Source organism: Vibrio crassostreae 9ZC13 (assembly GCF_000272045.2).
GTDB lineage: Bacteria > Pseudomonadota > Gammaproteobacteria > Enterobacterales > Vibrionaceae > Vibrio > Vibrio crassostreae_C.
On sequence record NZ_AJYZ02000019.1, the window covers coordinates 236,645 to 253,089 of the forward strand.

General features: G+C 44.8%; 12 protein-coding genes. 8 read left to right on the top strand and 4 right to left on the bottom strand.

The window, feature by feature from the left end:
• Positions 1-43: 43 nt before the first annotated feature.
• From pepT to A136_RS02520, 3 genes are all read left to right on the top strand, one after another.
• On the top strand, positions 44-1,276 hold the full coding sequence (gene pepT, locus A136_RS02510) for a peptidase T (RefSeq protein ID WP_017059487.1): 1,233 nt from the start codon (positions 44-46) through the stop codon (positions 1,274-1,276).
• A gap of 76 nt (positions 1,277-1,352) precedes the next feature.
• The gene (locus A136_RS02515) at positions 1,353-1,820 is read left to right on the top strand and encodes a DM13 domain-containing protein (protein WP_017064357.1); all 468 of its coding nucleotides are present in this window, start codon (positions 1,353-1,355) and stop codon (positions 1,818-1,820) included.
• Between the two features lie 120 nt (positions 1,821-1,940).
• A complete protein-coding gene (locus tag A136_RS02520) occupies positions 1,941-2,783 on the top strand; it encodes a mechanosensitive ion channel family protein (protein ID WP_017064358.1) in 843 nt (280 codons plus the stop codon).
• Positions 2,784-2,869: 86 nt separating this feature from the next.
• Here A136_RS02520 and A136_RS02525 read toward each other — a convergent pair whose 3' ends face one another.
• Positions 2,870-3,313 (bottom strand): dCMP deaminase family protein, encoded by a 444-nt coding sequence (locus A136_RS02525; protein WP_017059490.1) that lies wholly within the window; start codon positions 3,311-3,313, stop codon positions 2,870-2,872.
• Between the two features lie 259 nt (positions 3,314-3,572).
• Here A136_RS02525 and A136_RS02530 point away from each other — a divergent pair, with 259 nt between their 5' ends.
• The 3 genes from A136_RS02530 (at position 3,573) to A136_RS02540 (ending at position 8,894) form a co-directional block, all read left to right on the top strand.
• Positions 3,573-4,709 (top strand): efflux RND transporter periplasmic adaptor subunit, encoded by a 1,137-nt coding sequence (locus A136_RS02530; protein ID WP_017064359.1) that lies wholly within the window; start codon positions 3,573-3,575, stop codon positions 4,707-4,709.
• 11 nt (positions 4,710-4,720) lie between these two features.
• Positions 4,721-7,873, top strand: coding sequence for an efflux RND transporter permease subunit (locus tag A136_RS02535; protein WP_017064360.1), 3,153 nt, complete (start codon positions 4,721-4,723; stop codon positions 7,871-7,873).
• A gap of 334 nt (positions 7,874-8,207) precedes the next feature.
• The gene (locus tag A136_RS02540) at positions 8,208-8,894 is read left to right on the top strand and encodes a MaoC family dehydratase (protein WP_017059493.1); all 687 of its coding nucleotides are present in this window, start codon (positions 8,208-8,210) and stop codon (positions 8,892-8,894) included.
• Between the two features lie 76 nt (positions 8,895-8,970).
• Here A136_RS02540 and A136_RS02545 read toward each other — a convergent pair whose 3' ends face one another.
• The gene (locus A136_RS02545; protein WP_017064361.1) at positions 8,971-9,786 is read right to left on the bottom strand and encodes a phosphate ABC transporter substrate-binding protein; all 816 of its coding nucleotides are present in this window, start codon (positions 9,784-9,786) and stop codon (positions 8,971-8,973) included.
• Positions 9,787-10,039: 253 nt separating this feature from the next.
• On the opposite strand from A136_RS02545, the gene A136_RS02550 reads away from it, so the two are divergent.
• Complete coding sequence (locus tag A136_RS02550; RefSeq protein ID WP_017059495.1) at positions 10,040-10,402, top strand: DUF3024 domain-containing protein; 363 nt, start codon at positions 10,040-10,042, stop codon at positions 10,400-10,402.
• Positions 10,403-10,586: 184 nt separating this feature from the next.
• On the opposite strand, the gene A136_RS02555 is transcribed toward A136_RS02550, so the two are convergent.
• Together A136_RS02555 and rnb are read right to left on the bottom strand one after the other, a co-directional pair.
• Complete coding sequence (locus tag A136_RS02555) at positions 10,587-11,417, bottom strand: helix-turn-helix domain-containing protein (protein ID WP_017064362.1); 831 nt, start codon at positions 11,415-11,417, stop codon at positions 10,587-10,589.
• A gap of 172 nt (positions 11,418-11,589) precedes the next feature.
• Positions 11,590-13,596 carry an exoribonuclease II gene (rnb, locus tag A136_RS02560; protein WP_017064363.1) on the bottom strand — a complete coding sequence of 669 codons (2,007 nt, stop codon included), beginning with the start codon at positions 13,594-13,596 and terminating at the stop codon, positions 11,590-11,592.
• 309 nt (positions 13,597-13,905) lie between these two features.
• On the opposite strand from rnb, the gene A136_RS02565 reads away from it, so the two are divergent.
• A complete protein-coding gene (locus A136_RS02565; RefSeq protein WP_081325397.1) occupies positions 13,906-15,975 on the top strand; it encodes a DEAD/DEAH box helicase in 2,070 nt (689 codons plus the stop codon).
• Positions 15,976-16,445 lie beyond the last annotated feature (470 nt).

Sequence of the window (16,445 nt, forward strand, 5' to 3'; positions counted from 1 at the left end):
TTAAGTCAGTAAATCAATTACTTAATCCATGGTGAGATGAATTATGGAAAAGCTTGTAGAACGTTTTCTGAATTACGTTACTTTTGATACCAAATCCGATCCTTCTAATCAGCAATGCCCAAGTTCACCGGGTCAAATTACCTTTGCTGAAGCCTTAAAGTTAGAATTGGTGGCATTAGACTTAGTTGATGTGTCTTTAGATGACAATGGATACTTGATGGCGAAACTGCCGTCGAATGTCGATTACGATGTGCCTGCGATTGGCTTTGTGGCGCACATGGATACCGCTCCTGACGCATCAGGCGCCAACGTGAAACCACAAGTGATTAAAGATTACCGAGGTGGAACGATTGAATTAGGGGAAAGTGGCGAGAGTTTGAACCCAAGCCAGTATCCAGATCTTGATTCTTTACATGGTCACGACCTGATTACGACTGACGGCACAACTCTGCTTGGTGCCGACAACAAAGCGGGCATCGCTGAAATCATCAGTGCAATTGCTTACCTGAAAGCGAATCCAGACATCAAACACGGCGACATCTGCATTGGTTTCACGCCGGATGAAGAGATTGGTCGCGGTGCGAACCTGTTTGACGTTGAAAAATTTGGCGCCGAGTGGGCGTACACCATCGATGGTGGCCCAGTAGGGGAGTTGGAATTTGAGAACTTCAATGCCACGAGCGCCGATGTTATCTGTCATGGCGTGAACGTTCACCCGGGCACCGCAAAAGATAAAATGGTGAACTCGATGAACATTGCAGCGCAATTCCAATTGATGATGCCTGCGCAAGAAACACCAGAGTGCACAGAAGGTTATGAAGGCTTCTACCACCTGAAATCGGCGGAAATGGGTGTGGCTCGCTCTGAACTGGGATACATCATCCGTGATTTTGAACGTGAGGGTGTAGAAGCGCGTAAAGCATTCATGCAGCAGAAAGTCGATGAGCTGAATGAGCGCCTTGAGAAAGGCCGTGTTGAGCTGGTGCTAACCGATAGCTACTTCAACATGAAAGAGATGGTTGAACCGCATCAACATATTATTGAATTGGCCAAGCAGGCGATGATTGAGTGCAATGTCGAGCCAATGGTTAAACCAATCCGAGGTGGTACAGACGGTGCTCGCTTATCTTTCATGGGGCTACCATGTCCGAATATCTTTACTGGCGGTTACAACTTCCACGGTATTCATGAGTTCATTACCATTCAAGGCATGGAGCAAGCGGTAAAAGTGATTGTTGAACTGTCACAACGTACAGCAACGCATTACCAAAAATAGAACATCAGAGCGTTATATCTCTTTGTATTTTTGAGAGTATTCAATAATACTCTCTTTAAGCATAAGGGAGTACGCGATGAAAAAGTTAGTTTTACTTTGCACCCACTTAGCCGTGGGTGCTGTTGGTTTTGGGCTAGGTGTTTACGCATTGCCTATCTTGATTGAGCCTGATTCTCCTTCCTCAAGTTCTGTTGAAGCGATCAGTGAGCAGGCTATCTACACGGGCGAGTTCACTAAAGATCGACAAGACAGTGACTTCTTGCACTGGGGAGAAGGCATCGTCTCAGTATCCGAAAGTGCGATCGCTTTTGAAGGTGAATTGGCGCCGGGACCTGATTACAAGGTTTATCTCTCGCCTAAGTTCATTGAAACCGAGCACGCTTTCAATGACAGCAAGAACGAGTTATTGAGAGTCGGAGATGTGAAAACATTCGACCGCTTTATGGTTGAGCTTCCCGAAGGTACTGATCTTAATCGATTTAATACGGTTGTGATTTGGTGTGAAACTTTTGGCCAATTTATTACTTCTGCCAAGATAAAATGATAGCCTTACCAATAGCTGATTTAGGCACGTAAAAAAGCGCTCTATTTTTGAGCGCTTTTTCATAGCGAAGTCTCCGCTAATCGTTGTAAAGCTCGTCGTTGTAATGCTAAGGAATAAGTAATGGAAAAAGTGTGGCAAGTAATTGATTTTCTACTCGCTCATAAGTTTATTTTTAGTGCGTTGATTATCACTATTATTTTAATCATTCGCCGAATCACCTTATCTCAAATAAGAGGTGATGTTGCTTTCCTTAGTGAAGACCAACGTAACTGGATGTCACGAACCAAAAACGGCACATTCGCGATTATTGTTGTGACGTTATTTGTGCTGTGGAAATCCGAAATCAGCGAGTTTGCGCTATCTGTCACGGCCATTGCTGTTGCGATAGTAGTGGCTTCAAAAGAGATCATTTTGTGTTTCACCGGTTCTATTCAGCGTGCGAGTTCTCGTTCATTTAGAATCGGCGACTGGATCGAAGTGGGTAAAATCAGCGGTGAAGTGATTGAGCACAATCTGATGGCGACCGTGATTCAAGAAATCGATTTGTATCATGGGCAATATCACTTCACTGGCAAGACAGCCACGCTGCCTAATAGCATGTTCTTCACTTATCCGGTTAAGAACCTCAACTTCATGAAGCGTTATGTTTATCATAACTTTTTTGTGACGGTGAAAGACTTTGTAAACCTATACCCTATGCTGTCGGGTCTTATTGTGAAAATTGAAGAGCATTGCGAAGAGTTTATCGATGTTGCTCGCCGTTACAACGGTGTGATCGAAAAGCACGCTGGTGTTGACCTTCCGGGTTCTGAGCCTCACATCCATATCACAAGCAGTTCGACAGGTGAGCAAGAAGTCCATTTTATGATTTTCTGTCCAACCGAGAAGGCGGTTCATCTAGAGCAAGAGATTCGTAAAGATTTCATGGAAGCATACGCTGAAGCATTTCCTGTCAGTGCTTAATCCTGCAGTCCGCTGAGCCCCAAACAAAAGAAAGCCGAGAGCGATAATATCGACTCTCGGCTTTTTTGTTCTAACTATCTGTTCGTTTAATCTAGGTCAGCCAGTGGCAACCAATCGACTTTTACGCCTGCTTGTTCAAACATATCTTGGCTCACTTTGATTTTGTCTCCCCAGCGAGAAAGAAAGTCTTCACTTTGCTCTGGGCAGTGAACCGCAGAAATACCGGTTTGGATGATTTTCGCTGCGCAGTTTGGGCAAGGGAAATGCGTCACCCAGATCTCACAACTGTCCAAATCACGCTTGGCGAATAAGATCGCATTTTCTTCAGCGTGAAGTGTCTTGAGGTACTTCATCTCTCTGTCATCAGTATCCGCACTATCAGACACGCCATGTGGGTAGCCATTAAAACCAACAGAAACAATGCGGTTGTGCTTAGTGATTACGGCGCCGACTTGAGTTGAAGGATCTTTACTCCAAGAACCGACCAATTCCGCCATTTGATAGAAACGTTTAGCCCATTTTGAAATCATGAGAATTCCTTAACAATTAAATGTGAATGCTTATCTGTCTGACAATACATTATGTTAGACAATATCCATAGAGAACAAAAGCTGAGAGATTGATTTACTTAGGAATTGTAGCGTGTTTGTAATCACTTTATAAGCACTTGGTTTCAATTAACATATTGATACACTTTGGCCAGTTATAATTGATATTCCTCGGACATTTGAAGCAATTGTGTTACGTAACTTTTATGCTGTTCAATTTCTCATAAGTGACGGTATAACCATGCGTAAAAAGTTAATCCTTACGGCTCTTGCAAGCTCTCTTATTCTTGCTGGATGTGGGCAAGATGCTCAGAATGCCAAGCAAGCGCCTTTACCTCTCGTAGCTGTGCAGGATGTTAGCGTCGTTTCTCACCAACAAAGTAAGTCGTACATCGGTCGTATTGAAGCCGTTGAAGACACGGCAATTACTGCACAAGTTTCTGGCTACCTGCAAAGCCGCCATTTCAAAGAAGGCCAAATGGTCGAGAAGGGGCAATTGCTTTACTCAATTGAGCCTTCATCATTTGAAGCAGAAGTAGCAAGCGCGAAAGCGGCTGTTGCTCAAGCGAATGCCAACCTTAAAAAAGCCGAACTTGATTTCAATCGTGGTAAGAACCTACTTCCTAAGGGCAGTATTTCTCAATCTGAATTTGATGCATTAACGGCAAACCTATTAGGTTCTCAAGCACAGTTAGAAGCAAGCCAAGCTCAGTTAAACGCCGCGAATGTCCAACTTTCTCACACCAAAATTATCGCGCCTTTCTCTGGAAGAATCAGTGACACTAAAGTAAGTAAAGGTGACCTAGTTTCACCGTCTTCAGGTGTTCTGACAACTTTGGTTAGCCTAGACCCAATCCACGCATCGTTCAGCATCAGTGAGCGAGAGCGTATTGAGCTGGGTATGGACCGCATCGAAGGCGATGGCAGCAGCGACTCTGCAGGTGTTGAAGTTCAGATCATGCTTGAGAACGGTGAAGCGTTCGAACATCTAGGTCAGCTTGACTTCTTGGGCAACCGTATCAACCTTAATACTGGTACGATCGCGATGCGTGCGATTGCTGATAACCCGAATCAGCAACTACTTCCAGGCCAACACGTTCGCGTTGATCTGCGTGAGAAGCAATCTATTGATGTCGTAACCATTCCTCGCCGCGCGGTTCAAACCGACCTTGAAGGCGACTTTGTTATGGTGTTAGTTGAAGGCGAAGCTGCTCCTGTGGCTGAGCGTAGAAACATCGAAATGGGTCGTCAGGTTGAAGGTGGTGTGATTGTTCATTCTGGATTAGAGAAAAACGACGCAGTCATCACTCAAGGCCTACAGCGTGTACGTAATGGTATGTCTGTTCGTATTCAAGCTTCTGCTGAACAAGCTGAGTAAGGGGCGTAGTTATGTTGAGTCGTTTCTTTATTCAAAGGCCTAAGTTCGCCCTTGTTATATCCATAATCTTAACGCTGGCGGGTGCGATTTCTCTCGCTATCTTGCCAGTGGCTGAATATCCAAAAATTAGTCCACCGTCGGTCAGTGTGTCGGCATTCTACACGGGCGCAAGTGCTGAAGTGGTGGAACAGGCGATAGCCGACCCCATAGAAACGTCGGTTAACGGCGTTGAAGATATGATCTACATGTCTTCTAAAAGCGCTAACGATGGTTCATACAACCTTAATGTGACCTTTGATGTTGGTACTGACCCAGATATGGCTCAGGTCAACGTTCAGAACCGAGTTGCTCAAATCGAATCGAAGCTTCCGCAAGAAGTTCGAATGGTGGGTGTCACCGTTAAAAAGCGTTCACCAGACCTTTTGATGGTATTGAACTTCTATTCGCCAAACGGTGAGTACGACGATCAATTCTTGATCAACTACGTTAACCTAAACATTAAAGACCAACTGGCTCGTGTGAAGGGCATCAGTGAAGTTAACGTGTTGGGTGGTGGTGAATACGCGATGCGTGTTTGGTTAGATCCTGAGAAAATGGCTAACCTCAATATCACCACTTCAGACGTGAATCGCGCGTTGGCAGAGCAGAACGTTCAAGTTGCTGCAGGCCGTATTGGTGCTGCACCTTATAACAACGCACAAGAAGTGCAGTTCAACTTGGTAACAAAAGGCCGATTAGAAACAGCTGATGAGTTTGAAAATGTTGTTCTTCGTGCAACTCAAGACGGTTCAACGGTTTACTTAAAAGACATTGCACGTGTTGAGCTTGGTAAAAAGTTCTACGACGGTAATGGTAAATACCGTGGTCAAGATGCGTCGATCGTAACGCTGTCACTTCAATCAGACGCTAACGCGCTGGAAAGTGGCAAAGCTGTGATGGCGATGCTGGAAAACTTAAGCAAGAACTTCCCAGAAGGCGTGGCGTATGAAGCAAGTTACGACACTACACTGTTTGTTGCTGAGTCGATCAAAGGGGTAGTAAAGACCTTAATCGAAGCCATCTTGCTGGTTATTGCGGTAACGTACCTGTTCTTGGGTAGTGCGCGTGCAACCTTGATTCCTGTAGTTGCGATTCCGGTATCTTTGATTGGTACGTTTGCCATCATGCAGATGACGGGTTTCACCATCAACACGGTAACCCTGTTTGGTTTGATACTAGCGATTGGTATCGTAGTAGATGATGCGATCTTGGTTATCGAGAACGTTGATACCACAATGGCTAAAGACCCAACCATTTCACCGCGTAAAGCCACGCTTATTGCGATGAAAGAAGTAACGGGGCCGATCATTACGTCGACCTTGGTTCTACTTGCGGTATTCATCCCTGTTGCAATGCTTCCTGGTATTACTGGCATCATGTACCGTCAGTTCGCTCTGACTATCTGTATCGCGGTTGTTATCTCTTCAATTAACGCATTAACGCTATCACCTGCATTGTGTTCACTGGTTCTTAAGCAGGGTGGTGGTAACACGGCGCGTTGGTACCAAGCATTTAACCGTGGTCTAGAGTCTGTTACTAACAAATACGGTCAAGTGGCTGGCTTCTTAGTTAAGAAAGGCGTTCTGCTGTTCACTTTCTTCTTTGTGGCTTTGGCGGCTGTGACTTATTTTGCGAAGACAACGTCTACGGCGTTTGTACCTCAAGAAGATAAAGGCATTTTGCTGGTTAACGTTCAGCTTCCTGACGCGGCATCCTTGTCTCGAACCGAAGAAGTGACTAAGCAGCTGCTTGAAATGGTTGAACAAGAGCCGGGTGTTGATGGTGTAACACTGGTTAACGGCTACGCATTTATGACGGGCGCTTCTGCGTCGAATGGTGCGTCAATGTTCATCAAGCTTCACGATTGGGACATGCGTAATGCACTGGATGGTCAACACTCTGCTCAGGCTATCTCACAGCGTATTAATGGTCGTGCTGCGACTGAACTTCCTCAAGCTGTCGTGTTTGCGATGGGGCCTCCTGCAGTTCCGGGCATGGGGGCCGCGTCTGGTTTCGAGTTTGTACTTGAAGATACGCTAGGCCGAAGCCGTACTGATCTTGCTATGGTGATGAATGACGTGATAGCTGAGGCGAGCAAACAGCCTGAGATTTCACACACATTCAGTACTTTCCGTGCGAACGTACCTCACTACTATGTCGATATTGACCGTGAGAAAGCGCAGCAATTAGGTATTCCGTTGTCGGAAATTTTCCAAACACTACAAGGTAACCTTGGTTCGTTGTACGTGAACGACTTCACCATGTTTGGTAAGAACTTCCGCGTAACCATGCAAGCTGACAGTGAACACCGTAGCAGCATGGACGACCTACAACGATTCCACGTTCGTTCGTCTAATGGCGAGATGATCCCGTTAAGCACATTGGTGACTTACGATCAGATCTTCGAACCAGATGTAGCATGGCGTTACAACATGTACCGCAGTGCCGTGATTCAAGGTCAACCTGCAGAAGGTTACTCAAGTGGTGATGCGATTGCGGCAATGGAACGCGTAGCTGCAGAAGTATTGCCTCAGGGGTATCAGTACGAATGGACAGGCATGGCTTACCAAGAAGTACTAGCAGGTAACCAAGCGATCTTTGCTTTCGCACTGGCTCTGATCTTCATCTACCTGTTTATGGTGGCTCAATACGAGAGTTGGACAATTCCGATTGCGATTATCCTCGTGGTACCTGTCGCAACCTTAGGCTCCTTCTTGGCATTGAATCTAACGGGCACTCCGCTGAACCTTTATGCACAAATAGGTTTGGTTCTCTTGATAGCCTTGGCCGCGAAGAACGCAATCTTGATTGTGGAATTCGCAAAGGTAGAGCGTGAAGAGAAAGACGCACCGATTGAAGATGCAGCGGTGAAGGGCGGTACACTGCGTTTCCGTGCTGTGAACATGACGTCTTGGTCGTTCATCTTAGGTATCTTCCCGCTTATCTTTGCTGCGGGTGCAGGTCACGTGAGTCAGAACTCTCTGGGTATTTCACTGATCGGCGGCCTGTTATGTGTATTACTGGCGGGTACGTTCCTAATCCCTGGCTTCTACGCATTCGTGCAACGTAAGCGTGAGAAAGCACACGGTGGTAATACCAAGCTGGTTCCGCTTGATGACGAATAGAGGATTGAGTGTCTTGTAAGATTCGTCTCTTACAAGACCAACCCTCGGAAAACTAATTCCTTGTAAAAACTAAGGTTTAGCATTGCGCTAAGCCTTTTTTTATTCCACTTAAGAATAAAAACGCCTTTTATATAAACAAATGTTTGTCATGTGATAGAGCTAACACTCTAATTTGGGTTTTGTAATAAAATGATGTTTTATTGGTAAGTATATGTTTAATATGATTTTAACAAGGTTCAGCTAACGGTTGTATGCTCGAAAACATTTGCACAATAGTGTGAAGTGTTTCAAAATTACGAAGTCATATTGAAATTTTTTGTGCATTGAGGTTCTTATGAAAGTCATTGATTTATTTAAACACCGAGGCGATAGCATGTCTTCGCAACACTCAGAGTTTATGCAATGGATGTCTCCAGCTCTTAGAGATTACTGGGGCGACTTTCTTAATCGTACGCAAAATAGCCATTTCTTTGCGTGGGTTCGTGATCACCACAAACCTGCTGTCAATGAAGATGCACCAGAGATGCCGGTGGAACAGCCGATCGTACTTAAGCCAGAAGCACAACTTGTGTTTGATGAGCTTAATCAACAGATCGGTGAAGTCATCCATACTGGCGACTGGATCAATGTAAGTCAAGACCGTATTAACCAGTTCGGCCTTGTTACTGAAGATATGCAGTGGATTCACACTGAGCCTGAAAAAGCGGAAACAGACTCTCCGTTCAAAACAACCATCGCACATGGTTTTTTAACTTTATCTCTGCTTCCTCGATTGACTGACAGTGTTGACCCTGACAAGTCTCAATTCCCAACAGCGAAGATGGTCGTAAACATTGGTCTTAACCAAGTACGTTTCCCATACCCTGTTAAATCGGGTAGTAATGTTCGTGCTAAAAGTACGCTAACAAAAGTAACGCCAATTAAGAAAGGCCTAGAGATTGAACGCGAAATTCGCGTCGAAATCGAAGGTATTCGTCGTCCTGGCGCTGTGATCGTTTCAGTGATTCAACTTCACTTCTAAACGAACCATATAGATTCCAAAAAAAAGAGAGAGCTTAATGCTCTCTCTTTTTTTTCATAAGATAAAACTCACTCACTTATTTAATGCGAGTGTAGCCGTACTCTTCGATAAGGTCTTGCCCTTGCTTTGACTTCACGAACTTGATGAAGTCTTTGCTCTCGTCAGAAACTGAGTCTGTCTTGTGCAGCAACAAGAATGGGCGAGCCAATTCATAGCTGTGGTTAGCAATGTTCTTAGATGTTGGCTCTACGCCTTCAAATGTAATTGCTTTAATCGAACGGTCGATTGAACCAACAGAGATAAAACCAATCGCGTGTGGGTTATGGTTAACAATCGTTTTAACCATGCTGTTGCTGTTTACAACCAAGTTATTTGGGTTGATGTCAGACACTAGACGGTCATTAATGATCTTCGTTAAACCAAGCAAGCTTTCGAAGCTATAGCGTGAGCCAGAAGACGCTTCGCGAGTGACAACTGCGATAGGCTGATCTGCGCCACCCACAGCTTTCCAGTTCGTGATTTTGCCTTTGTAGATATCGAACAGCTGCTCACGTGTAACGTTGCTTACAGCGTTTGAGCGGTTAGTTACTACAGCTAGGCCGTCAAAGGCAATTGGAAATACCTTCAACTTCTCGTCTTGTTCGCGGTCGGTTAAATAACGCGAGCTCATACCGATGTCAGAGACACCTTTATTAACCATGGTAATACCTGCTGTAGAACCAATGCCCTGAACCGCAATATAGTTATCAGGGTGAGTCTTGTTGTACTCCTCAGCTAATACATCCATCACTCGTGATACTGAAGTGGAGCCCGAAATAGTGGTTTCTTGTGCTAAAGCAGCATGAGAAGACAGGGCTAAGGATAAAAGAGAGGCAAGCGCGACTCGTAACATAAACAACTCCTAGTTAATAACATTTGTCGCATATGATAGGTCGGTTATATGACACTTTTGTGAAATTCCATACTCTCGATGTATAGCTGTTCGCTTGATGAGTCGTAGCTTTCTGGGTTTCCGAAAGCAAGATTCGTTTCTGGGAGCAGGGCCGGTATTTTGATTACGCTTGTTCGCTAAAATGTTTGTTGAGTCCTAAGCTAAGTAGAGGAATTCACTACTTAGAAGTTTCTATGAAGTTACAAGGGGTGTTATGTCCGTCATTCATATCGAGCTGAATCGTCTTTTAATTGGGGCCGAGAGGCTCTGTACATCTCGAAATCGAAGTTTACCTGTCGAGCTAGGCAAATCCCTATATGAAGAGTGTGAGGGTGGTGTGCTGTTTTCTCAGGCGCATTATCTACTCGACTCATCTCACAGTGATTATACAAACGAGATCGTCTGCGTGACTTTTGATGAGTCGCTGTCTTGTTGGTTAGTGATGGTGCCGCTTGAAGGGGATGTCGAAACCGACTCTGTGAATTGGGGGCCGTATCCGTACCTTCCTAAATCGAAGGATCTTGATGCTATTTTGGCGGAAATAGAAAAAGACCCTAAATCGTACTTCTGGTCATAGTCACTCTGTTTTCACGTTTGCTGGTGGCCTGCTCGCAAAGCTGAATCAATGAGTATCAAAACTCAACCACTGAATCCCAAAGCCAAATCATCTCATCCCACACCCAAGTGGCTTAATATTGAAGCCACTTGGTTTACACCAGTTCCCAACTAAGACGTCCACATCAATCTATCGCTTTGTTTCTTTAAACTTGCGGCTTTACGCTCTGCAGTTGTGCTTGTGCCACTAGCGATCGGAAGTCTTTTGGTGTTTTTCCGTGATACGTTTTAAAGGCCGTGCTGAAGTGAGCGGCACTTTTAAAGCCTGACTCATACGCGATTTGAGTGATCGACTTATCCGATGTTCTTAGCTGAGTGGCTGCATGAGCAATACGTTTTATCTTTAATAAGTTTGAGAACGACAGATCTTCAGCCGATAAGCGACGTTTAAGCGTAGCCGGTGACATTCCCATGTAACTGGCGAGCGTATCCAAAGAGATATTGTTTTCAATGTTTTGCTCGATGTAATGAATGACTCTTTGGGTCACGGTTAACCTTGAAGCTCGAGCAATAATAGCCAATAGAGCTGGGTACTGTTCCACCATCAAAGACAGCAAACTTAAGCCTAATTGAGTGAGTGCGTAGTCATTCTGAGAAGAAGAGTTGGCCAGTGACATGATGAGATCTTTCAACTGACAGAGCTCAGTATCCGTTTGATTGAACTTAATGTACTTGTCTGGGATTCGAGCGGACTCTAAATCGCTGAACTGATTAATGAACTTTTGAAAGATAGCCAAATCAAAATCTAAGCAGGTTGCGCTGAATTCGCCATTTTCAGTGTTAACCGTGATGTCTTTAATCTGACCAGAATTGTAAAGGGTGAAATCTCCCGCTTGCAACGAGGCTTGAGTACCATTGGGCAACACAAAAGAAATGCTGCCTTTCGACACTATAAAGATACCGTTTTTAGAGGCAGGATAACGTTCTCGTCTCCTGGGAATGAAGTTTCTGAACTGAGTAACTGTGATTGATGACATAGTGAGCTTCTTTGACGTTGTAAATTGATTGCTTATTGATTGTTTTTTTAAGTATTGTTTAAGCATGAGACATTTACAAAAAAGGCGCTAATAATTAGCGCCTTTAGAAGTGAACCTTTGAAGCTTTTGACCTTGAAAGCCGTAACCTTGAAAGCTGTAGCTGTTAAAGCCTTTAAGCTTCGGTTTCGTTTGTCGTTTCAGGCTCGCTAGGCAAGTCCGCAAATACTTGAGTAGGTTTTGCTACTAAGTTACGGTTTTCCTGATTAACTTCAGAGAGAACTACTTCTAAAACGTCTCCCAGTTTGTATACCATTTCTTTATCGATAGATACAGTACCCATATCACCGTTGCACTCTATTCTTTCTTTATTATTAAGAATGAGAGATCCAGGGATAAATGCAGCAGCACCATTTTCAAGTAAACGTACACGCATACCTGCACGGTTAATATCGAAAATCTCAGCTTGGAAACGAGTTTCTTCTGCTGGAGCATTGGCTAGAGTGCGAGCATACAACCAATCGCCAACATTACGCTCAGCCATGCCGTGGTGACGGCGGTGCAGGGCAAGTTCATCACCGATAGTTTCATCTGGTGTTTGAATTGGCGCTTTACCTAAGATGTGTGCTTTAAGCATACGGTGGTTAATCATGTCGCCATATTTACGAATTGGAGAAGTCCAAGTTGCGTAAATATCTAATCCCATCGCGTAGTGCGGTGCAGGCTCATTGCTGATCTCGCTATACGCTTGGAATTTACGAATACGGTTGTCGTAGTAGCTGTTATCTAAAGAACCTAACCAACGACGTAGAGTAGCAAAACCTTCTAGAGAAATGATTTGCTCTTCAGTGAACGGCGTTTCCGCTTGCGGGTTTACCAGTTCAAGAACGTCGGAGATTTTCTCAGCCTTGAAACCAGAATGGCAGTTAAACACACCTTGGTTGAAGCTCTCTTTTAGTACTCGGCCCGCACAGATGTTCGCGCTGATCATTGATTCTTCAACCAGCTTGTTTGCGCTACGACGCATGTCAGCGTGGATAGCGACAACATCGTTATCTTCGCTCAGTTCAAAGCGGTAGTCAGGGCGATCTGGGAACACAACAGCGTTTGCTGAGCGCCATGCTGAACGTGCTTGAGCAAATTGGTGAAGATCAGAAACAATTGCAGCAATCTCTTCTGATGGTTGCCATTTCTCTGATGCACCTGTTTCTAGCCAGTCTGATACGTTGTCGTAAGCAAGACGAGCATGAGATTTGATGTTTGCAGCGAAGAAGTTAATGTCATCACCGATAACGCCATCTTTAGATACCGTTACTGTGCAGCAAAGTGCAGGACGAACTTCGTTCTCGATCAGTGAACATAGGTTGTCAGCAAGATCACGAGGCAACATTGGGATGTTGCGACCAGGAAGGTAGATAGTGAAACCGCGCTCGCGTGCCACTTTATCCATCGCATCATCTGGAGAGATGTAAGCCGTTGGATCAGCAATTGCGATAGTCAGTTCAAAATCACCGTTCTCTTTTTTCTTCGCGTAAAGCGCGTCATCCATATCTTTTGTGCTTTCGCCATCGATAGTCACAAAAGGGACGTGCGTCATGTCTACACGTTCAAGATCGGCGTCATCGTTGATTAGCCAGTTGTCGATGCCTTCAGGCTCGCTGTTTGGTAGATCGTTTTGTGCCAGCGTTACCCACCAAGGTGCGATCTTGTCGTCAGCGTCTGTGATTTTTTCAGAGATTTGAGCCAAGAATCCGTTGTCACCTTTTAACGGGTGTTGAATGATATGAGCAACAACCCAGTCACCTTCTTTAAGCGTTTCAGGGTTTAGACCCTTCATTGCTTTCGCTTTAAGTTGCAGTTTTTTGAGCTGCGGGTGATCAGGAACAACGTTCAATCGGCCTTTGAAAAGCTTAACTCGTGCAATAAAGCGAGTAAGACCTTGTTCAACCAATTCCTCAGGCTCTGCTACTTCGCGCTCTTTCTCTGTGCGAATGATGGCAATCACCTTGTCACCGTGCACACATTTCTTCATGTACGGAGGCGGGATAAAGAAGCTTGTTTTGCTATCAACTTCGAGAAAACCAAAACCTTTTTCAGTGGCTTTGATGGTACCTTCCTTTTTAGGGAGGGTTTCTTGGATTTGCTGCTTGAGCTGAGCGAGTAGAGGATTATCTTGAAACATTTTGACTTTTATCTATCGAGGACAATTGAGCACACTATAATCATTGCGAGGCTTGATTACTACTTAAAGGCGAAGTGAGCGTTAATTAATTGCCCTCTTATTTAACTAGGTCAATTTGCTAGGAGATGGGTGCTGTGACGAGATATTCATCAAGTTTTGACGATATGATAACCAGTATTGATGTAAAAGCGAAAAATATGTGATGTATTTCAATTTTTTCTGGATTTTTTTATGCATTTAGGGAATAATCCGCCTCCCTTAGACGTCCCTAATGGCTTGAAGTGTTTTATTACTGCTTCGTAACTCTGAATGGAATCAGTATCTGATTGGATCAGTATTGGAATTGATAGAGCTCCCGGGACCTTTTGTTTACTTATATATAGTGGGATCCCAATGTCCGAATCTGTAATTCAATTTAATGAATTAGCCCTAAACGATAACATTCTTTCAGCTCTTGATAGCATGGGTTTCGTTTCTCCGACTCCAATCCAAGCAGCAGCTATTCCTCTTCTTCTTGAAGGCCGTGACGCACTAGGTAAAGCACAGACTGGTACTGGTAAAACAGCAGCATTCTCTCTGCCTTTACTTAACAAAATCAACCTGAACCAACACAAACCACAAGCAATCATCATGGCTCCTACTCGTGAGCTAGCGATTCAAGTTGCTGCGGAAATCAAAAACCTTGGCCGTGATATCAAAGGTCTTAAAGTTATTGAAATCTACGGTGGTGCTTCAATTGTTGACCAAATGCGTGCTCTAAGCCGCGGTGCTCACATTGTTGTTGGTACTCCAGGTCGTGTTAAAGACTTACTAACTCGTGACCGTCTACACCTAGATGAAGCACACACATTTGTTCTTGATGAAGCAGATGAAATGCTGAAAATGGGCTTCGTAGATGACGTTACTTGGATCCTAGAGCAAGCTCCAGAATCTGCACAACGTGTACTTTTCTCTGCAACTATGCCTCCAATGGTTAAGACTATTGTTGACCGTTACCTACGTAACCCGGCTAGAGTTGACGTTGCTGGTACTAACCACACAGTTGATAAAGTAGCGCAGAACTTCTGGGTTGTTAAAGGCGTAGAAAAAGACGAAGCAATGTCTCGTCTTCTAGAAACCGAAGAAACTGACGCGTCAATCGTATTCGTACGTACTCGTCAAGACACTGAGCGTCTAGCTGATTGGCTATCTGCACGTGGCTTCAAAGCTGCTGCACTGCACGGTGATATTCCTCAGTCTCTACGTGAGCGTACTGTTGATCACATCAAACAAGGTGTTATCGACATCCTAGTTGCAACTGACGTTGTAGCTCGTGGTCTTGATGTTCCACGTATCACTCACGTATTCAACTACGACATCCCATTCGATGTTGAATCTTACATCCACCGTATTGGTCGTACTGGCCGTGCTGGACGTAAAGGTAAAGCGATCCTACTAGTTCGCACTAACCAAATTCGCATGCTTCGCACAATCGAGCGTGTAACTAAGTCTCAAATGGAAGAAATCCAACTTCCTCTACGTGACCAAGTTGCTGCTGCACGTGTTGCTAAGCTTGGCGCTGAACTTGAAACTGAGAAAGAAAGCAAAGCACTAGAAAACTTTGCAGGTCTTATCTCTACTCTTCAAGAGTCTCTAGAAGTTGATGCTGCTACTCTAGCTGCAATGCTTCTTAAGCGTCAGCAAGGTAAGAGCCCACTATTCTACGTTGGCGAAGACCCGATGATCGCTGCTATTGAGCGTGATAAGAACCGTCGCAAAGAGCGTCGTGAAGATCGTGACAACGGCCGTGACGGTGGTGGTCGCAACTTCAATACTCAAGATTGGGATACTTACCAACTACAAGTTGGCCGTGAGCAAGGCGTTCAGGTTAAAGACATCGTTGGCGCACTAGCAAACGAACTTGGCCTAACTAAAGGTTCTATCGGTGCTATCAAGCTAGACCAAGGTTCTACTTACGTTCAACTGCCAAAAGCAATGAACTCTGAAACTGCTGGTAAGCTAAGCAAACTTCGCATTCGTCAAAAAGAAGCTGGCGCTGTAGTTGTTGATTTCAATGACTTCCGTGAGCCTCGTCGTGGCGGCGGCGGTCGTGATGGCAACCGTGGTGGCAACCGTGGCGGTCGTGATGGTGGCGGCTACCGTGGTAACCGTGAAGGCGGCAACCGCGAAGGTGGTAACCGTGAAGGCGGTCGTGGTGGATACCGTGGCAACCGAGATGGTGCTCGCGATGGTAACTCTGCTGGCGGACGTGATGGCGAACGTCGTTTCGACCGTAACCGTGGTGGCGATCACCGTGGTAACTTCCGTGGCGAACGTGGCCATGGTAACGGCAATGGCGGTGGTAACCGTGGTCGTCGTCCAGAGCGCAACGAAGGTTAATCAACCTGTCGCTTAGACGCTTTAGGTCTAGACACTGAATTTAAAAGCCGAGCGTAATGCTCGGCTTTTTTGTGCCTGCTATTTGAACTTAAGCTTTGGTTGGCTCGATATTCGTAGATAACTTACTTTAATCAAGCTTCGTTCCTGTAACTATGCTTCGTCCATGAAACTAAGCATCGCGCCTAGAACGAATGTTAGTGCCAAAACTTAGCTGTATCGCGTTCTAAGCCTATACCAAAAGAACGTGCTACAAGATGCTGAAACAAAGAGTGAAGGCTATCTAAGCGTCGTTACAGTGCATCTATTCGTAGTTGTGCTCGAAGGCAATCAAAATAAGATCAGATCACTATTCTCAACTTCAGTGAGCTTTTTGATGCAAACACTGAGCAATTGAGAAATCGAGCAAAAAGTTATCGGTAATGATAAGCAGACGAAAGGGAAGGGTGGTTGTTTTTCAAGCGGATCACCTG